The following is a 19,645-nucleotide window of genomic DNA, read 5'->3' on the forward strand; positions in this document are numbered from 1 at the left end:
GTCCACGTCACTCCACGGTGACGCTCTTGGCGAGGTTGCGCGGCTGGTCCACGTCCTTGCCGAGGTAGTCGGCCACCTCGTAGCTGAAGAGCTGGAGCGCGGGCAGCACCGCGAAGGCCGAGAGCGGCGCCGGCAGCGGCGGCACGCGCCACACGTCGTCCGCGGCGAGCTCCGTGCCGGGATTGGTGAGCGCGATGACCTTGCCCTGCCTCGCCTGCACTTCCTCGATATTCGACTTGACCTTGGGGAAGAGCGCGTCGTCGAGCGCGATGGCAAAGGTCGGGAAGGCCGGGTCGATGAGCGCGATGGGGCCGTGCTTCATCTCGCCGGCGGCATAGCCCTCGGCGTGGATGTAGGAGAGCTCCTTGAGCTTGAGCGCGCCCTCCAGCGCCAGCGGGTAGCAATGCCCGCGCCCGAGGTAGAAGAAATTGGCCGCCTGCGCGTACTTGAGGGCCAGCTCACGCGCGGTCTTGTGCATCTGCGGCAGGTTGTCGTCGAGCAGGGCCGGCAGGGACTGGAGGATGCCGATGCGCTCCCTGCGGGCAGCCGGGCTGAGCGTGCCCGTGCGCTCGCTCCAGTGGAGGGCCATGAGCGCAAGGCTCAGCATCTGGCTGCACATGGCCTTGGTGGAGGCCACGCTGATCTCGGGCCCGGCCTGGGTGAAGAGCACGGCCTCGGCCTCGCGCGCGATGGACGAGCCCACCACGTTGCACAGGCCGAGCACGGGCAGGCCCCGCTCCTTCATGAGCCTGAGCGCGGCCAGGGTGTCGGCCGTCTCGCCGCTCTGGCTGATGACAAGGCCCATCTCCCCCTCGCCGAAGCGTGGGTTCTCGCGGTAGCGGAACTCCGAGGCGATCTCCACCTGCACGGGGATGCCCGCCCAGGCCTCCAGCAGGTGCCGCCCCCAGAGCCCGGCATGGTAGGAGGTGCCGCAGGCCACCACATGCAGGCGCTTCGGCACCGGGAGGTGCGCGAGTTCCGGCAGCACCACGCCGTCGCCCGAGTGGGCCACGCGGCCGGCGAGGCCGTCGGTGATGACGCGCGGCTGCTCGAAGATCTCCTTGAGCATGAAGTGCCGGAAGCCGTCCTTCTGCGCTGCCTGCATGTCCCACTGGATGGTCTGGGCCTCGCGCTCCTGCGGGGAGAGGTCAGTGAGGCGGAAGATCTCGTGGGCCGAGGCGGTGGCGCGCACGATCTCGCCGTCTTCGAGAAAGACCACGCGCCGCGTATAGGGCAGGAAGGCCGGGATGTCCGAGGCCACGAAGTTTTCGCCGGTGCCGAGGCCCACGATGAGCGGCGCCGCCATGCGCGCGGCATAGAGCGTGTCCGGCTCCGCCACATCGAGCAGGCAGACGGCGTAGGCGCCGTGGGCCTCCCGCAGGGCGGCGGCGAAGGCGTGGAGCAGGTCGGGCTCGGTCTTGCGGCGCTCGGCGATGAGGTTGACGAGCACCTCGGTGTCCGTCTCGGAATGAAATTCATAGCCCCGGGCCGCGAGGCCGGCCTTGAGCTCCTGATAATTCTCGATGATGCCGTTGTGCACGAGGGCGAGGGAGCCGTCGTTGGAAAGATGCGGGTGCGCGTTGCGCTCGGCCGGCACGCCGTGGGTGGCCCAGCGGGTGTGGCCCATGGCGCAGGTGGCGGTGATGGCCGGCGAATCGGCCAGCTTTTCCTTGAGGGCCGCGAGCTTGCCCTTGGCGCGCAGCACATGCAGCCGCCCGGCAAGCAGCCAGGCGACGCCCGCCGAGTCATAGCCGCGATATTCGAGCCGCTCCAGGCCCTCCACCACCACGGGCACAGCCGGGCGGTGGCCCACATAGCCGATGATGCCGCACATGGATCGCTCCCCTGGCGCCGGCCGCGCCTACATGTTCACGCGGTCGACGAGGTTGCTGTTGACCACTTCCACCTTGGCGCCGTCCGCAAGGCTCTGGAGGAAGATGGCGTAGACCGCGTCCTCGCGCTCGCGCCTGACGCCCTCGGTGAGCGCCTCGGCAACGCTCTCCCACTCCGCGCCGTCCGGGGGCAGCACCGCGGCCACGCGGCAGAGGAGGGCGCCGGGGCCCTGCGGGCCGCTGACGCTGTACACGCGCTCGAGCCAGTCGCCCGGCTTGTCCGCGAAGATGGCTTCAGCGAGCGCCGGGTCGGGCGCGAAGTCGGCGAGGGCGCCGCCGCGCTCCATGGCGGGCGCCTGCTTCACGCCGAGGCTTTTGGCTTCGGCCTCCGGCAGGGGGCCGTCCTTGAGCTTTGCCCGCGTGGCCTGCGCGCTGGCCAGCGCGTCGGCGAGCGCCTTTTCCTCCCCGAGGATCTTCACGATGCCGTCCTTCACGTCGGCGAAAGGCTTGGTGGAAGCCGGCTCAGTGGCGACGATGCGCGCCACGAGGTAGCTGTCGCCCGCTTCCAGCGCGCTGTCCACGGGCAGGCCCGCGCCCGCGCCGAGCAGGGCGTCTGCGCCCTCGGGCTTGACCCCGAGGGTGGTGATCAGCCCCTCCTTGTCCAGGAAGCCGCTTTCCGCCGCCTTGAGGCCGTGGCGCTCCGCGCTTTCGGCGAGCGGCTTGTTGAGGATATTGTCCTCGATGAGGCTGTCGAGCGTGTCATGCAGCCTGTCCGAGCCGCGCTCGAAGGCCACGCCCTTGCGCGCCTCGTCGGCGACTTTCTCAAATTCCGGCACGCCGCCGGGATTCTTTTCTTCCACGAGGATGAGGTGCAAGCCGAAGGGGCTGCGCACCGGCTCCGAGACCGTGCCCGGCTCGAGGGCGAAGGCCGCTTCCTCGAAGGCGGGCACGGTGCGCCCGCGCGTGATCCAGCCGAGCTCGCCCCCCGGGCCGGCCGCGCCCTCGGGGTTCACGGCGTCGGCCACCTTGGCGAAGGCCTCGCCGGCCTTGAGGCGGCTGGCGGCCTTTTCGATGGCCTCGCGGGCCTCGCCCTCGGCCGCGGCGTCGGCATCCTGCGGCAGCGGCACGAGGATGTGGGCCGCGCGCACCTGCTCCGGCTGCTCAAAGTGGTTCCTGTTGGCCTCGTACCAGGCCCGCGCGTCGGCCTCGCTCACGCTGTCGGGCTTGACGAGCTCTTCGGGGCGCACGGCCACATAGGCCACGTTGACGCGCGCCGGGATGGCGAAATCCGCCTTGTGGCCGTCGTACCATGCCTGGGCCTCGGCGTCCGTGACCGTGACCTTGTCGAGGAAGCGCCCTGCGGGCACGAAGATATAGTCCACGCTGCGCCGCTCGCGCAAAAAGTCATAACGGCGGCGGGGCTCGTCCGGGTCGCTCCAGGCCGGGGCGGTGACGAGGGCGTAGATCTTGCCGGCCAGGAGCTCGTCGGCGAGCTCCTTTTCATACTGGGCCGGGCTCTTGCGCTGCGCGGCGAGCACGCGGGTATAGGCCTCGGGGTCGAAGCGGCCCTTGTCGTCCTGAAAGGCGCGCATCTTGCCCACGGCCTGCCTGAGCTCCACCGGGGTCACGGTGATGCCCGCGCGCTCGGCCTCCTGAAGGACGAGAGTCTGCCGGATGAGGTCGTTGAGCACCGTGCGCCCGAGATGGTCGCGGATGAGCTGCTCGCGCGTGAGCCCGGGGTTGGCGCGCAGCAGGTATTCCTCGGCGCTGCGGTAGGCGCGCTCGAACTCCTGCGCCAGGATGGGCTGGCCGTTCACCATGGCCACCACGTTGGAGTAATCCCGGTCGTTGAAGTTGCCCACGCCCCAGAAGACGAAGACAAGGATGATGACGCCGAAGGCCACCTTGACGCCGAATGACTGCGCGCTGGTGCGGATATACTCAAGCATGGGCGCTCCCGTGCGGCCCTGGCCGCAGGAATGAGGATCACAGGAAAAGGACAGTATACGCGCGGGCGCGGCAAATTTCAAGAAAGGGCGCCGCGGCCGCGGGGCGGGAAGTGGCAGGATGGAGGAAGGCGGGGCCGGAGGCTAGCGGGCCTCGGTGCCCGGCGGGCACGGCACCGCGCCGCCGCACTGGGTGCCCCCGGAACTGCTGAGGCCGCCCGTATCCAGCGGCAGACGCTCGTCCCGGGGTGTGTCGTCATCCGGGGCAGGCGCCGGGGCGACCGGGCGGGCGTCGGCCTGGCCGCGCGGCTGCTGGGCGCGTTCCACGCGCTCGCGGATGTCGCCCGGAAGGCCGCGCTGCTCGAAGAAGGGCACGCCCTGCGAGCCGGCCGCGAAAACATGGGCCTTGTTGCGCAACAGGCGGAAGCGCAGGAGCAGCATGCCCGGCCGCCAGGAGGCGAAGCCCGAGGGCTCCTGGACATTCTGGCTCTGGGCGAGGGCCTGGGCGATGTTGAGCCCTTCGTCGAGCAGGGCGCGCATGCGCGCCACCTTCCAGACATCGGCCTCGGTCTCGGCGAGGGGGTAGAAGGCCACGTCCACATTGCCGGAGAGCGCGTTGATGCCCTCGATGCAGTAGCGGCAGGAGGGCGAGAAAAACATGCGCGTGACCGGGTTTTCGCTTTCGTCGAGGATGGGCCACACATCCGCCTGGGAGCGCGCCACGGCGCCCACATTGACCACGAAGAGCGCGGCCCACACCCACAGCAGCAGGGAATGCCGCCGCCCCTCCGGGCGCATGCGGCTCTGCGGCGCGGGCTCGCGGCGCAGGAGAAAATAGATGATGGCGAAGAGGAGCGCCGCCACGAGGCAACTGATGCAGGGGGCGGTGAAGGCCATGAGCAGAAGCAGGCAGATGTCGCCCAGGATGGCGAGGGCGGCCACGATGCGGGCCCACTCCGCCGCGCCGAGCAGCGCAAGGCCGGCCAGCGCGCCGAAGGCCGCGGTACCGAACCACCACAGCGAGATGCCGGCGACGGTGAAGTCCTGGTACAGGGTGCAGCCGGTGGTGACGCAGAAATTGACATCGTTCCCGAGCGCGCTCCAGACGCAAAAGGCGGTGCCCAGGAGCGCGAAAAACAGGGGGCCGGCGAGGATGGCGTGACTTCTGTTCATGGTTTGCTGTCGGCGCTGCGCGGGATGTTGGCAGAGTACGGTTTCACGGGCGCAACATGAGCGGGCCGGCCCGGGGCCGCGCCAAGGTGCATCATGCCGCAAGGCTCCATTCTAGGAGTTTTTCCTTTTTTCGTAAAGACGGAATGACGCCGGGCGCCCCGCAGGATGGTGCGGGACGCGCCGGCGGAAAGATGCGGCGAAAGCGGAGGCGCGCCCGCGGGAGGCATTGGCAAAGATGCGGCCTTTTTCTATACTGGCGCCGCCGCGTCCGACAGCCCTGCAATGGCGCCCGGCAGGGGTGCCACCGGCCGTGGACGCCGCCGCCCCTCCCTGCAAAAAAGCCGTCTGTGGTGAATATATGCGGAACTTTCTTTGGCATCCCGGCATCTTTCCCGCGCTGGCGCTCGCGCTTCTCCTGGCCTGCCCCGTGGCGGCGGCCGAATCCACGCCGGCGTCCACCTCGAGCGGCCCCAACCGCGAGGTCAAGGCGGGCATCTTCAATTTCGAGGGCTACCACAGCAAGGATGACGAGGGCAATCTGGTAGGCTACGGCATGGACCTTCTGCGCCTGCTCTCGGAATATTCCAACCTCAATTTCACGTTCTCGGGCTATGACAAGTCCTGGCAGGATATGCAGGAGATGCTGAAGAACGGCGATATCGAGATCGTCAGCACGGCCCGCCGCACGCCGGAGCGCGAAAGCATCTTCGCCTTTTCCCTGCCCGTGGGCCGCAACCACACCGTCCTCACGCGCAAGCTGCAGAACACGCGCCTGCGCGCCGGCGACTACGAGACCTATGAGGGCATGAGGATAGGCGCCGTGGCCGGCAGCAGCCAGAACCGCTACCTGCCCGATTTTGCGAAAGACAAGGGTTTCACCTACACGCTCATCGAATACGAATCGCCGGCGGAGCTTTCCCGGGCCCTCCAAAACGGCGACGTGGACGCCATCCTCTCCAGCAATCTGCGCAAGCCCTATAACGAGACCCTGCTCGACATCATCAAGAGCGACAATTTTCACATCATCGCGCGCAAGGAAAACAAGGACATCATCGACGAGATCAACCACGCCATCGACCAGATGAACCTCAACGAGGGCGACTGGCAAAACCGCCTCTATTACCGTCACTACGGGCCGGACCTTCCCGACCAGGCGGAATTTTCGCCGCGCGAGCAGGAATACAGGGCCGCGGTGAAGCAGGGCGACAAGCCCATCACCGCCACGGCCCGGGCCGACAACGCGCCGTATTCCTTTGTGGAGAACGGCGAGCTCAAGGGCGTCATCCCGGAATATTTCGGCCGCGTCATGGAGGTGGCGGGCCTGCCCTATACGCTCGTGGCCCCCACGGCCCCCGGGGAGGCCGGCGAAAACCGCGCCCATGCGCTCGTCTTGCTGGACCGGCTGGAGCCCGACCGCATCGGCGAGGACGAGCCCTATCACGGCTTTTCCACCGAGCCCTATCTTGTCACCGGCGTGGCCCGGGTGACGCGCACGGACTTCAACGCCCCTGTCCGCAAGCTGGCGCTCCCCAAAGGCATGCCCTTCGACCTGCCGGACGGTCTGCTGAAAAATGTGGAGACGCGGGAATATCCCACCGCGCAGGAGGCCCTGCGCGCCGTGCAGCGCGGCGAGGCCGACGCGGCCTACGTCTTGCCGCTGACCGCGCAGATGTTCATCAACCGCGACCCCGGCGGCGGCCTCACCTACGCCATCCTCAATGACGGGGGCGCCAATTTCAGCATCTATGTGCCGGCCAGCGCGGACCATGAGCTCGGCACCATCCTCAAGAAAGCCGTGAAGGGCGTGCCGCCGGCCACCCTCAACCAGCTCGGCTCCAACTATGTTGCGTACCGCGCCGGCGACATGAGCCTCTGGCACTATCTCTACGCCAATCCGGGCACCATGTCGGTGGCGGCGTGCATCCTCATGCTTGGGGCCTCGCTCTTCCTCATCACGTGGCTCAGGGGCCGCTGGAACCGGCAGCTGCTCACCACCACGGAGCACGCCAATCAGGAGCTCGCGAGCCAGCTCGCCATCGTGGAGGCGCTTTCTCGCGATTATTCCAACGTGCTCGCCATCGATGCGGACAAGGGCAGCACGGGCATCATCAAGCTCTCGGGCTTCGGGCCTGGGGGCACCGCCGAGAGCCAGGGCGCCGAAAGGCCCTATGCGGAACTGGCCGGGCGCTATATCGACGAGAAGGTCCACCCCGAGGACCGGGACTATCTGCGCGACGCGCTCTTGCTTGAGACCATCCGCAAGCAGCTCGCCGAAAAGGAGGAATACAGCGGCACCTACCGCATCGTCGAGAACGGCGAGACCCAGTATTTCCAGTTCACCTTCGTCAGGCCTCACGAAAACGGCGGCCGCGGCTATGACCTCATCCTCGCGGGCTTCAGGAACATCGACGACATGATCCGCCGCGAGCAGGAGCAGAAGCAGGCCCTCGCCGAGGCGCTCGAAAAGTCGCGCTATGCCAGCGCCGCCAAGACGGCCTTTTTGAACAACATGTCGCACGACATCCGCACGCCCATGAACGCCATCATCGGCTTCACCGCGCTCGCCTCCTCCAATGCGGACAACGTGCCCATGGTGCAGCGCTACCTGGGCAAGATCATGACCTCGGGCAACCACCTCCTGAGCCTGATCAACGACGTGCTCGACATGAGCCGCATCGAGAGCGGCAAGGTCAAGATCGAGGAGCAGGAGGTGAGCCTGCCCTCCATCCTCCATGACCTGCGCACCATCGTGCAGGCGGATGTGCGCTCCAAGCAGCTGGAATTCCAAATCGACACGCTCAACGTGGTCAACGAGACCATCTTCTGCGACCGGCTGCGCCTCAACCAGGTGCTGCTCAACATCCTGAGCAACGCCATGAAGTACACCCACCCCGGCGGCCGGGTGAGCGTGCGCGTCATCCAGGTCACGCCGGCCGAGGACGGCAGGGCCACCTATGAGTTCCGCGTGCGCGACAGCGGCATCGGCATGAGCAAGGAGTTCCTCAAGCATGTCTTCGAGCCCTTCGAGCGCGAGCAGACCACCACGGTGAGCGGCATCCAGGGCACGGGCCTGGGGCTCGCCATCACCAAGAACATCGTGGACATGATGGGCGGCACCATCGAGGTGGAGAGCGAGAGCGGCAAGGGCTCGGAATTCGCCGTGACCTTCACCTTCCGCGTGGTGGAGGAGGACACGGCCGACATGCTGCTGCCGCAGTATGAGGGCACGCACGCGCTGGTGGTGGACGACGACATCAACACCTGCACCAGCCTCTCCAAGATGCTCTCCGAGCTCGGCATGAAGCCCGACTGGACCACCCTCGGCAAGGAGGCGCTCGTGCGCACCGAGTTCGCGAGCGAGCAGAACGAGGCCTACGGCGCCTATTTCATCGACTGGATCATGGCCGACATGAACGGCATCGAGCTCACGCGCCGCCTGCGCAAGACCGTGCCCCCCGAGGTGCCGATCATCATCCTCACGGCCTACGACTGGACGGACATCGAGGAGGAGGGCAAAGAGGCCGGCGTCACGGCCTTCTGCTCCAAGCCCATCTTCCTTTCGGGCTTGCGCAATGTGCTCGTAAGCCCTGGCACGCCTGAAGAGGAGGAAGAGGCCGAGCCAGCGACGCCCGAAAGTTTCGCCGGCAAGCGCCTTTTGCTCGCCGAGGACAACGAGATGAACCAGGAGATCGCCCAGATGATCCTGGAAAACGCGGGCTTTGAGCTCGACATCGTGGAAAACGGCCAGCTCGCCGTGGCCAAGGTGCGCGACATGCCCGCCGGCACCTATGACCTCATCCTCATGGACGTGCAGATGCCGGTCATGGACGGCTATGCGGCCACCCGGGCCATCCGCGGCCTGGAGGACCCCATCCGCTCCGGCATCCCCATCATCGCCATGACGGCCAACGCCTTTGACGAAGACCGGGAGGAGGCCATCAATTCGGGCATGAACGGCTATGTGGCCAAGCCCATCGACATCAAGAAGCTCATGGAGACGCTGGACGAGTTCTTGCGGCAGCGCTGAGCGCGTTTTACGACAAGGCCAAGAAAAACCTCCCGCCTGCGGGAGGTTTTTTCATTTCAGGGCCGCGCGGGCCGAGGGCGCGGTGGCGCGTCCCACCTCACTCCATGTACCGCGTGGAGGGCGCGCAGGTGATGCCCATCATGGTGAGGTCATAGACATTGGCCTCGGCCACCTCCGGCGTGGCCGCGGAGCAGCAGTCCGTGCAGACGATGGTCAGATAGTCGAGCCCCATGGCGTCCACGGCCGTGGCGCGGATGCAGTTGGGATACTGCGTCCCGGTCACGAACACGGTGCTCACGCCGAGCCCGCGGAGCACCATGTCGAGGTCCGTGCCCATGAAGGCGCTGAAGCGCTGTTTGGTGACGATGATGTCTTCTGGCGCGGGCGCGAGCGCGTCCACCACCTGCGCGCCCGGCGTTCCCGGCACGCAGAAGGGGTGCCCCTCCTCGAACAAGTGGCGGCGCGTCATCTCGGCGTCGATGCCCGAGGCGCGGTGCTCGCGGTTCACATAGATCACCGCCCACTGGTTCTCGCGCCCGTAGGCGAGGAAGCGCGCCAGGGCCGGCACGGTGGCGAGGGCGCCTTCCACGCGCATGGGCGCGCCGGGCAGGACGAAATCGTTGAGCATGTCCACCACGAGGATGGCGCTGTGAGCCTGTTGGAGCATGGTTTCTCCCGGTTTAGCGGCGTTCAGGGCTGGATGTTGCTCGCGGGGAGCTGGTAAGCGAACCAGGCGTAGAGCAGGCAGATGAGCGCGCACACGGTCATGCCGATGGAGGTGGAGAGCTGGATGTCGCCCATGCCCACCAGCGGCGAGACGATGAAGCCGAACACATAGCCGCCGAGCCCGAGGATGGCCGAGGCCGCGCCGGCGGAAAGGCGCCCTTCGGTCATGGCGAGCGTGTTGGAGGCGGCGAAAACGATGCCCGAAAAGAAGAGCATGGGCACGATGAGCCCCTCGAAGACCCAGATGCTGTCGAGAAACGAGATGGCGCCCGCCTCGAGGCAGGCAAAGGCCACCATGCCGGCCGCGCCGGTGATGGCGGCTTTTTTCATGGTGCGAAAGCGCACGGAAAGCGTGGCGCCGAGCACCACGGCCATGGCGTTGAGGCCGAAAATGAGGCCGAACTGCATGGCGTCGAAGCCGTAGCGCTCCTGGATGATGAAGGGGCCTGAGGAGATGTAGCAGAAGAGCACGCCGAGAGCCGCGCTTTTCAGGATGACATGGATCATGAAGGGCCGGTTCTTGAGCAGGGGCAGGTATTCGCCGAAGAGCGCGCGCCACGGGCCGTGGTCGCGGTTTTTGGGGGCGAGGCTTTCGCGGAAGAAGAAGGTGAGGAAGATCATGACGAGGCCGATGCCGGTGAGCACGAGGAAGATGCCGCGCCAGCCTATGGCCCTGGCCATGAAGCCGCCCAATAGAGGCCCGGAGACCGGGGCTATGCCGTTGATGGCGCCCACGGTGGACATGATTTTGGCGAGCGCGCGCCCGGTGTACATGTCCGCCGGGATGGTCTTGGAGAGCATGACCGCGCCCGAGGCGCCCAGCCCCTGGAACAGCCGGCAGCCGAGAAAGAACGCGATGCCCGGCGAAAACACGCTCACCCCGGAAAACACGATGAACATGGCGAGCGACACGAAGAGCACGGGCTTGCGGCCGATCTTGTCGCTGAGCGGCCCCCAGACGAGGCCCCCGAGGCCGAGGCCGATCATGACGAAGGAGAGCCCGAGCTGCACCACGGGCCGCGAGGTGTGGAACTCGGCGCGCATGGCCGGCAGGGTGGGCAGGTAGAGGTCGTTGACCATGGAGGGGAAGGCGCTCATGGCCGCGAGAAAGCAGAGGAGAAAGAGAAAATATCCGTGGCCGCCCTGCGGGGTCCCGGCAGGGGCGGGGGGGGTGTCCGGCCCGGTGCCGGACGGCGGTGCGGGGTGTTTTGCGGCTGGTGTCTCGGCCATGCGGTCCTCGTTTTTCTTGCGGCGGCAAGCGGGAGGCATCGTCCCGCGAAAGGCGGCCGGGAGTGCCCTGCGCGCCCCGGCAAGAGTGGTACAGTTTGCGCCCAAAGGCAAGCCGCGGGCGCGCCCGCGCCTCACCGCCGCGCGGCGGGCATCTTCCTTACAAACAGCTATTTCGTCTTGCGCAGGGCCGCCATGATGGTCGCGGCGGTCTCGTGGTCGTAGTACTCGTAGGCCGTCCTTGCGGTCTCAAGGATCTGCACATCCGTGAGCAATCCCTTTTGCAGGGCTGTGAGCAGGAGCGGCAAAAGCTCGCCCTGCATGTGCTGCGGCGCAAGGCATCGCCGCATGAGGTCAAGGGCGCCGGGTGTGGGCGTAAGCTCCCACGACATGCGGGCGAGCTCAAAGGCCGTGTCCGGCACGGGGTCGGGGAAACCCTTGTTGAAGCCCATGTCCCAGCGTCGGCCGAAGGCGAAAACAAGCTCCCCGGCCAGCGTGAGCAGCCCCTGCGCCGTCGGGGCGCCCGCGAGGGACGCTTCCGGGACTTTTGCCATGCCCGTCTCACGCGCACAGGCCAGCAGCCCCTCCCGGGCGGCGGCAAGCTCGTTTTGGCGGATATCCAGCAGGGCCAGCTTGAGGCGCGCCGGGCTCGTCGCGCCCAGCTCCAGCGCCCGGCGATAGTGCGCGCGGGCGTTCCTCCCTTTTTTCACCCGCGCCTCAACGTCGCCGAGCAAAAGTTCGGCCTCGGCCGCCTTGTCTGAGGAAGAATGCGCCACCTCCGCAAGCGCCTTCACGGTGCGCGAAAAGTCGCCCCCGAAGCGCTGCACATAGAGCAGTTCTGACGTTATCCCGTGCCATTGGGCCTCTTCGGCGTGCGCCGGGCCGACCCGGCGGCGGCCCGCGGGGATGCGGGCCAGCAACTCCGCCGCCACGGGCGCGCTCCCGTACAGCGCGCGGCAGGTCTCCTGCCCGTGCGCGCCAAGGCCGGCATAGCGCTCATAGTTTTCGAGCACTTCGGTCATGCGTTCGATGAGGCTGTCCGGCGTGTAGAACACGAGGTCCCGAAAGTCCCCAAGGCCGAAATCGTGCCCAAAAGGCGAGCGCTCGGTGAAAACGGCCGCGCCCGCGGCGAGGCCCTGCAACACGCGTAGGGTAAGGCCGGGAAAGAAGTTCTCGTTGAGGACGATCTTCGACTCGGCAAAGACCTGCTGGCTTTGCTCCAGGGGGAGCCCGGAGCGGACGTTGAGGTCAAAGTGCGACCCGAGCAGCCTGAGGATATTGTTGCGCTTGGGGCGATGCGCATTGGTGGTGCCGATGAAGGTGATGTCGTGCTTTTTCGCCCTCGCCGGCTGGAACCAGGAAGTATGCGCCGGCAGGGGCAACCAGGAGAGGTGGGGCGCCAAGCCGGCGAAGTCAGCCACGCACTGGGGCTGGTCCACGAAGACCGCGTCGAAATTTTGCACGCAGGGGCGCAGCCAGAAGGCGTTGAGCGGCGTGTCGATGCAGTAGGCCGCCATGGGCAGATCGCAGGGGCCGAGGGCCGGGAGATCCGAAGCCGCGCCGAAAAGCTCCCATATCACGAGGTCCACGGGCGCGGGCAAGGCCTTGAGGGCGTCCGTAAGGGTCTCGCCCTTCCTGAAGACGAGCTCGCGGACCTGATGGCCGTTGAGCCTGAGCCCTTCGCGTAAAAAATGGCCCTTCAGGGCGATGTTCATGGGGCTCCCGGGTTCCCCGGCCGGGGCCGGGGAGGTGTCAGGCCGTTGCGCGCCGGCCGCCGGCGCGCTACAGCTGAAGGGGCGGCCGGGGCACCGCCCAAGGATGCCAGAGCCGCGGGGAAAGGTCGAGGACAAAGGGGGCGTGCCCTATGAATGAGCTGTCATACAAGGCCCTGCCCGACCTGCATGGAGAAATGCGGGCCTTCTTCGCCACGGGCGCCACGCTGGAACCGGCCTTTCGCAAGGCCCGGCTGCGCGGTCTGGCCGCGGCCGTGCGGCGGCGCGAGGCTGACATCACGGCGGCCCTCCACGCCGACCTCGGCAAGCCCGCTGCCGAGGCCTACCTCACCGAAATCGCGGAAACGCTGGACGCGGCGGAGTATTACACCGCAAGGGTGGCCCGCTTCAGCCGGGCGCGCCGGGTCTGGCCCGGGCGCACCATATTGCCGGCCTTCTGCACGGTCCACCCCGAGCCCTTCGGCGTGGCGCTCGTGTTCTCGCCGTGGAACTATCCCTTCCAGCTTTCGCTCATCCCGCTCATCTGCGCGGTGGCCGCCGGCAATTGCACGGTGCTCAAGCCCTCGAAGCAGTCCCCGGCCACGGGGCGCCTTTTGCAGGAGCTCGTCGCGGAATGCTTTGACGCCGGCCACTGCCGGGTCGTGCTCGACGCGCCGGAAGCCCCGGGCGCGCCGCCGGAGCAGACGGCCAACGCGCTGCTCGCGCTGCCGTGGGACTTTATTTTCTACACCGGCAGCCCGCGCGTGGGGCACCTCATCATGGAGAGCGCGGCCAGGCACGTCACGCCCGTGTGCCTCGAGCTCGGCGGCAAGAGCCCGGTCATCGTCACCCGGGATGCCGACCTCGCCGTGGCAGCCCGGCGCATCGCCTGGGGCAAGCTGCTCAACGCCGGGCAGACCTGCGTGGCGCCGGACTACCTGCTCGCCGATGCCGCCATCCTCGACGAGCTCGTGGCGGCCATCGAACTGGAGTTCGGCCATTTCCTCGGGCCAGATGCCCTCGCCTCCCCGGACTATGGCCGCATCGTCTCCCCCGCGGCCTTTGACCGGCTCTCGGGGCTCGCGGCCCGTTGCGGGGTCAAGCTCCGCGCCGACAAGGAGCGCCTGAAGATCGCGCCCGTGGTCTTCAAGACCGACCTCGCAAGCCCGGCGCTGGAGGACGAGATCTTCGGGCCGCTGCTCCCGGCCATCGGCTATGCGAGCCTTGACGATGCCATAAGCTACATCCGCGCCAATCCCAAGCCGCTCGCCTGCTACCTCTTCACCCGGGACAAGGCCGTGGAGCGGCGCGTGCTGCGCGAAGTCTCCTTCGGGGGCGGCTGCATCAACGACGTGGCGCTCCAGGCGTCCTCCAGCCATCTGCCCTTCGGCGGCGTGGGCAGAAGCGGCATGGGCCGCTACCACGGCCGCGCCGGCTTCGACCTGTTCAGCAACCTGAAGGGCGTGGTGCGCCAGTGGCCGTCCTTCGACCTGCCCCTGCGCTATCCGCCCTACGGCAAGGGGCGTCTGAGGTGGCTGAAACGCCTGCTCGGCGGCTAGAAGGCGGGGACCGGCGTTTTTTCAGGGGGATGCCGGCCCCCGGTCATCCGGCGGGGGCCTTAGCCGCCGGTATGGCGCCTGTAGGCTTTGGCGAGGCTGTAGGGGCGGATGGCGTTGAGCGAAATGCCGATGGTCGTCAGGTTGTGTAGCACGGCGGTCAGCGCCGGCGGCAGCCCGAGCGCGATGGCGCCCAGAAGATAGAGCGAATTGAGCCCGATGCCGAGGCGCGCGTTGGTGTGGATGCGGGCAAGCGCCCGCGCCGCCAGCAGGCGTATCTTCACGAGGTCGCAGAGGGTCGAGTTGGTGAAGACCACGTTGGCCACCGCCCGCGCGAGGTCCGTGCCGTCGCCCATGGCCACGCCCACCGATGCCGCGGAAAGGGCCGGCCCGTCATTGATGCCGTCGCCCACCATCATCACCTTGCAGCCTTCCCGGGTGAGCTCCATGACGATCTTGCCCTTGTCCGTGGGCAGCACATGGGCGCGGAATTCGGTGATGCCAAGCTCGTTCGCCACGGTGCGCGCCGTCTTTTCGCCGTCGCCCGTGATCATCAGGATGCGGCCGAAGCCCAGGGCGCGCATGGCGCTCACCACCTGGCGCGCCTCGGGCCGCAAGGGGTCCTGGATGGAGACCATGCCCGCGGCCTTGCCGTCGATGGCGAGGAAGAGCACGGAATGCCCCTTGGCCGTCTCGCGGGCGATGGCGTCCGCAAAGACCGCGAGGTCAACACCCTCGTCGTGCTCTATATAGTGGCGGCTGCCGAGATACATCTCGTGCCCGTGCAGGTGCGAGGAAATGCCGTGCGCCACCACGTATTTCACCTCGGTGTGCTCCTCCTCGTGGGCGATGCCCTCTGCGCTCGCGTGGCTCACGATGGCCCGGGCGATGGGATGCGGAAAATGCTCCTCCAGGCAGGCCATGATGCCGAGGACGGTGCGCGGGTCGTGGCCCGGCGCGGCCACCACCTCGGCCACCGAGGGCTGCGAGGTGGTGAGGGTGCCTGTCTTGTCAAAGACCAGGGTGTCCGCCTCGCGGATGGCCTCGAGGTAGCGGCCGCCCCGAATGGCGATGCCCTGCTGCGTGCCGTGGCGCATGGCCGTGAGCACGGCCAGCGGCGTGGCGAGCTTGAGCGCGCAGGAATAATCCACGAGCAGCACCGAGGACGCGCGGTAGATGTTGCGCGTGAAAAGCCAGACGAGGCCGGCAAGGGCGAAGGTAAAGGGGACGGCCTTGTTGGCGAGGCTGGTATAGCGGGCCTCGATGGCGGACTTCTGCTTTTCCGACTGCTCGATGAAGGTCACCACCTGTTGGAGCCGCGTGCTCTCGCCCACCTGGGTCACGCGGATGACGAGGCGCCCTTCCTCCACGATGGTGCCGGCATAGACGGCCCCGCCGTGCGAGCGCTTGACGGGCATGGATTCCCCGGTCATGGCGGCCTGGTTGACGAGGGCCTCGCCGCTCTCCACGATGCCGTCCACGGGGATGGAGCTGCCGTCGTTGACGACGATAAGGTCGCCCCGGCGCACCTGCCCGAGGGGACGCGCCGCCTCGGTGCCGTCCGGCTGGAGCACCCAGACGGAATCCACATCGAGCGTGAGGCTCTCGGTGAGGGAGGCCAGCGCCCGCTGCCGCGTCCAGACCTCAAGGGCGTCGCCCACGGCGAGCAGCATGGTGAGCAGGCTCACGGTGCGGAAATCGCGCATGAGCAGGGAGACCGTGAGCGCCGAGGCGTCCAGAACGTCCACGTTCAGGCGCCCGCGCGCGAGCGAGCGGCAGCCCTTGAGAATGAAGGGGATGGCCACGGCCGTGCTCACGAGGGCCCGCAGGGACCAGGGCAGGAAGGGCCGCACGATGAAGAAGCGCACCAGCGCCGCCACGCCGCCCACCGGGTTTTCGCCGGTCACGATCTTCTCGATCTCTTCGGGGGTGATGCCGTGCCGGGCCTTGTGGCAGGTCTCGCCGGCCACATGCGCAAGCGCCGCTGCCCGCGCCTCGGGGCTCTCCGCAAAAAAGAGGACGCGCCCCGTGCGGTGATTGACGCTCACCCCGGTGAGCCCGGGGAGGGCCGCAAGGCCGTGGGCCAAAAGCAGCGCGGCCCGGGGCGTGAGGGCGGCGGCGCAGCGCAGGCGGACGCGGTGGGGGCGGCGCTCCGTCGCCGGGAGCTCGTGGACGATCTCGAACTTCATGGGGCCTGCCTTGGGGGGATGACGGCGCGGTAGCCGGGGGCAGGGTCTGCCCCCCCGTACCGGCCTTTGCTGTTGATGGGCGCCTATTTGCCGCTGTCGGCTTCGGCGCGGGCGAGATTTTCCTGCATGCGGGCCTCGTCCACCTGCTCGCGGGCTTCCGCGGCCATGTCCTCCAGGTCTTCCTTCATGGTTTCCATTCGGCTCATGACCGCGTCCTTCATGACCATGCTCTTGCTCATGAGGCCGGTCATGAGCGGCTTCATGTGGCTGAAGTCGAGCTTGTTGCGGTTGAGGGCCGCAAGGCCGGCCGCGCCGGCAATGGCGCCGCCAAGAAAGGTCAGCAGCAGTTTCGTCCCGTCGCTCATGGTGCCTCCGTAGGGGTTTCAGGTGGAAAAGGACTGTGGGAAAGAGCTTGGCAAAAAGGGGATTCCGTGTCAATAAAAACAAAATTCAATTTCAATTTCATGAAGGAGGAACCATGGCCCCCTATCTTGCCCATGTCTCGCGCGAGCGCGCCCGCATCCGCCACCAGGCCCTCGCCGACCCTAAGGCCCAGGCGCAGGTTTTCGAGTTCCTGAAAGGGGAGGCCGGCATCGCCGGCATCAAGCCGGGGAGAAATTCCTTCCTGCTCCTGCTCGAGCCGGAAGCGGACCTCGGGCAGATCTGCGCGCACCTGGAAACGGCGTTCCCGGCCCTTGGCACGGGCGGGGACGCCGCACAGGGCGAGGCCCCGGCCCGCGTGTCCGCAAGGCCGAAGACGCACAGTGGTCGGAAATGCAAGCTCCTGACCATGCTTACCTTTGGCCTCACCACCGTGGGCCTTGCCTTTACCGGCTTCAAGCACGCCCATGCCCTTGCCGGGGGCATCTTTGCGCTGTTGGCCACCGACCATGTGTGGGAGCGGAGAAAGGCGCTCTAAGGCTCTCCCAAGCAGGATTCGCCCTGTCTCACCCCGGTGGGCCGACGACGGAACAGAACGGCAATGGAGTGGGGCAGGGCATCCCGGCGCGGGTGGGCTTGAATGGGAGAGGCGCAGCCCGGTGACGGGGAGTACGGACAAGGCAGGCCTGGCGGTGCTTTTTCGATGCACGTGCCGGCCACGGGGGCGGCCGTGACCCTCTAGGCCGGCTCGCTCCGTGGTTCCGCGGTCTCACGCAGCAGCTTTTGCCACGCCGCGGCCGCGTTTTCGAGGCTGAAATCCTCGGCGCGCCGCATGCCGGCTTCGATTTGGGCGGCGTCGGGCGGAGACTCGAGTACGGCTTCCAGCGCGTCGGCCAGCGCGCGTGCGTCGTTCATGGGTACGAGGCGGCCAAATTCGCCGCCGCGCAGGATCTCGGCCGGCCCGCTCGGGCAATCGGTGGCGACCACGGGGATGCCCAGGCAGAGGGCCTCGACGAGCACATTGGGGGAGCCTTCCCGGTTGGAACTCAAGGCCAGTACGGCGGAACGCGCCATGAGGGCGTAAGGGTTGCGCTGGTAGCCGGCAAAGAAGACATGCCCTTCCATGCCCATGTCCTTGGCGAGCTGCCCAAGGCCTTCCCTTTGCGAACCCCGGCCCGCAAGGCAGAGGTTGAAGTCGCGCCCGCGCTCGCGCAAAAGCGCGCCGGCCTCCATGAGCAGGGGAAGGTTTTTTTCCTTCTCCAGCCTGCCCACGGCGACGATGACGGGCTTCTCGAAGCAGGCTTCGAGAGCCTGGGGCAGGGGCGCCTGCGCCTGCCTGCGGATCTTTTCGAGATCCGAGGGGTTCCTGAGCACCCGCAGGCGCGGGGCGAGCGCGGGCCAAAGAGCGGCACCGGAACGCCCGACGCCCTCGCTCACGCACACAGTAAAGCGGCAGCGCCGCAAGGCCCAGCCCAGAAGCGCCTTGTACACCCGGGCGGACAGGCCGCGCTTTCCCGCGAGCTTGCCGCGCAGGTCCGTGTGCAGCCAGGCCACGGCCTTTGCCGGGGCGAGGAGCGCGGCCGCCAAGATGCTTTGCAGCTGCACGGTGCCGACCACCGCGTCGCTCTCCGCCGCCATTTGGCGGATTTTCAGGAAGTGCCGCAGCTTTGGGAACAGGCCCGGCTTGTCCGGCATGGAGAAGTTTTGCCCTTCCGGCAGCATGGCGGCCAGTTGCGGCAGGTGGTGCAGGCAGCAGACCGTGGAGTCGAAGGCGCTCCCGGGCAGGCTTTTGGCGACATCGAGGCTGATCTTTTCCGCGCCGCCGGCCCAGTCGTGCATGATGAACAGGCATTTCAGCATGGCGCCAGCCTAGTGGCCTTTGAGGGGCCGTATCCTTTTCATGATATCGTAGCTGCGGAAAAGCAGGAGCCGCGCGGGCATGAGCCTGTCGTCGCTTAAAATTTTCAGCACCAGCGGCATGAGGAATTTCTTGATGCCCGGATATTCGCAACGGATGAGCGACGCGACCTGCGGCGCCCTGGCGGCGCATATCGCAAGGGCTGTTTCACGCTCCTCCTTCCTTGCGCGGTGAAAACCGCCGAGGCGTCTCAGGGCCTCCCGCGCCCAGACCCGGTATCCATAAGGATCGGTGGCATAAACCTTCCTTTCATTCAAGGTTTGTAAAATGGAGGCAGTGGCATCGATACAGGCTTCGATTTTTTTGAGCGGGCGATTGCGATAGGCGCCAACACTGTTTGCGCGCACAACTTGCGTATAAACTATATCGTCGACGCATGCCACCTTTAAAGGCAACGAAATTGCCTCGGAGAGAAATAACAAGTCCACAGCTATAGGTGCCTCGTCATGGAGCCTCACTTTTCCACGAATTTTATCCGCGCGATAAATGGCACTCCACCAGTCGTCATTAAAGCACAGCGGACTTTTTGACATGATGTCTTCGTGCCATTGGCGCGGCGTTTCGTGCGCTGAGCCGTCCGTCTCGAGGATCCTTGACCGCCCCTTGATGATATCCGCTCCGCTTCTTTCCGCTTCGGCCAAGAGAATCTTGCAAAAATCCGGTTCAATGGTGTCATCGCAATCGGGAGTGGCGATCCAGCGGCCTGTGGACATGTCCAGGCCACGGTTCCTGGCGGCGGCGTGACCGGAATTCCTTTCATTGACCAGGATTTTAATGCGCGGGTCGCGGTCCGCGAAAGAGCGCACTATTTGCGGCGTGCCGTCGGTCGAGGCGTCATCAATCACGATGATTTCAAGATCGGGCACTGACTGGTCCACGACGCTTTGCAGGCAGTCAGCCAGCCATTTTTCGCCATTATAAACGGGGATGATGAAGGAAACGAGGGGTTGCTCCATGA

General features: G+C 66.8%; 13 protein-coding genes. 3 read left to right on the top strand and 10 right to left on the bottom strand.

The genetic code is table 11. From position 1 onward, the window contains the following. Positions 1 to 7: 7 nt before the first annotated feature. The 3 genes from glmS to HDR50_RS04370 form a co-directional block, all read right to left on the bottom strand. The gene (glmS, locus tag HDR50_RS04360; RefSeq protein ID WP_291356258.1) at positions 8 to 1,834 is read right to left on the bottom strand and encodes a glutamine--fructose-6-phosphate transaminase (isomerizing); all 1,827 of its coding nucleotides are present in this window, start codon (positions 1,832 to 1,834) and stop codon (positions 8 to 10) included. A 27-nt stretch (positions 1,835 to 1,861) separates the two neighbouring features. Next, positions 1,862 to 3,781, bottom strand: a complete 1,920-nt coding sequence (locus HDR50_RS04365; protein ID WP_291356259.1) for a SurA N-terminal domain-containing protein — start codon at positions 3,779 to 3,781, stop codon at positions 1,862 to 1,864. A gap of 141 nt (positions 3,782 to 3,922) precedes the next feature. Next, a complete protein-coding gene (locus tag HDR50_RS04370; RefSeq protein ID WP_291356261.1) occupies positions 3,923 to 4,951 on the bottom strand; it encodes a hypothetical protein in 1,029 nt (342 codons plus the stop codon). Between the two features lie 358 nt (positions 4,952 to 5,309). Between HDR50_RS04370 and HDR50_RS04375 the strand changes: the two genes are divergently transcribed. Beyond that, positions 5,310 to 8,978 carry a response regulator gene (locus HDR50_RS04375; RefSeq protein ID WP_291356263.1) on the top strand — a complete coding sequence of 1,223 codons (3,669 nt, stop codon included), beginning with the start codon at positions 5,310 to 5,312 and terminating at the stop codon, positions 8,976 to 8,978. Between the two features lie 97 nt (positions 8,979 to 9,075). Here the strand turns inward: HDR50_RS04375 and HDR50_RS04380 are convergent, their stop codons facing one another. From HDR50_RS04380 to HDR50_RS04390, 3 genes are all read right to left on the bottom strand, one after another. Beyond that, positions 9,076 to 9,645, bottom strand: a complete 570-nt coding sequence (locus HDR50_RS04380) for an isochorismatase family cysteine hydrolase (protein WP_291356266.1) — start codon at positions 9,643 to 9,645, stop codon at positions 9,076 to 9,078. A gap of 23 nt (positions 9,646 to 9,668) precedes the next feature. Continuing rightward, positions 9,669 to 10,934 (bottom strand): multidrug effflux MFS transporter, encoded by a 1,266-nt coding sequence (locus tag HDR50_RS04385; protein WP_291356268.1) that lies wholly within the window; start codon positions 10,932 to 10,934, stop codon positions 9,669 to 9,671. A gap of 167 nt (positions 10,935 to 11,101) precedes the next feature. Beyond that, positions 11,102 to 12,646: a glycosyltransferase gene (locus HDR50_RS04390; protein WP_291356270.1), complete on the bottom strand. Its 1,545-nt coding sequence runs from the start codon at positions 12,644 to 12,646 to the stop codon at positions 11,102 to 11,104. A 149-nt stretch (positions 12,647 to 12,795) separates the two neighbouring features. Here HDR50_RS04390 and HDR50_RS04395 point away from each other — a divergent pair, with 149 nt between their 5' ends. Continuing rightward, positions 12,796 to 14,202 (top strand): aldehyde dehydrogenase family protein, encoded by a 1,407-nt coding sequence (locus HDR50_RS04395; RefSeq protein ID WP_291356271.1) that lies wholly within the window; start codon positions 12,796 to 12,798, stop codon positions 14,200 to 14,202. Positions 14,203 to 14,261: 59 nt separating this feature from the next. Here HDR50_RS04395 and HDR50_RS04400 read toward each other — a convergent pair whose 3' ends face one another. Further along, a complete protein-coding gene (locus HDR50_RS04400; RefSeq protein ID WP_291356273.1) occupies positions 14,262 to 16,388 on the bottom strand; it encodes a heavy metal translocating P-type ATPase in 2,127 nt (708 codons plus the stop codon). An 83-nt stretch (positions 16,389 to 16,471) separates the two neighbouring features. Continuing rightward, the gene (locus HDR50_RS04405) at positions 16,472 to 16,753 is read right to left on the bottom strand and encodes a hypothetical protein (protein WP_291356275.1); all 282 of its coding nucleotides are present in this window, start codon (positions 16,751 to 16,753) and stop codon (positions 16,472 to 16,474) included. A gap of 113 nt (positions 16,754 to 16,866) precedes the next feature. Here HDR50_RS04405 and HDR50_RS04410 point away from each other — a divergent pair, with 113 nt between their 5' ends. Then, complete coding sequence (locus HDR50_RS04410) at positions 16,867 to 17,307, top strand: hypothetical protein (protein ID WP_291356277.1); 441 nt, start codon at positions 16,867 to 16,869, stop codon at positions 17,305 to 17,307. 200 nt (positions 17,308 to 17,507) lie between these two features. Here HDR50_RS04410 and HDR50_RS04415 read toward each other — a convergent pair whose 3' ends face one another. Further along, positions 17,508 to 18,629: a glycosyltransferase gene (locus tag HDR50_RS04415; RefSeq protein ID WP_291356279.1), complete on the bottom strand. Its 1,122-nt coding sequence runs from the start codon at positions 18,627 to 18,629 to the stop codon at positions 17,508 to 17,510. A 9-nt stretch (positions 18,630 to 18,638) separates the two neighbouring features. Then, complete coding sequence (locus tag HDR50_RS04420; protein ID WP_291356280.1) at positions 18,639 to 19,643, bottom strand: glycosyltransferase family 2 protein; 1,005 nt, start codon at positions 19,641 to 19,643, stop codon at positions 18,639 to 18,641. Between the last annotated feature and the right edge of the window lie 2 nt (positions 19,644 to 19,645).

This window comes from Desulfovibrio sp., from assembly GCF_014803725.1.
Classification (GTDB): Bacteria; Desulfobacterota; Desulfovibrionia; order Desulfovibrionales; family Desulfovibrionaceae; genus Desulfovibrio.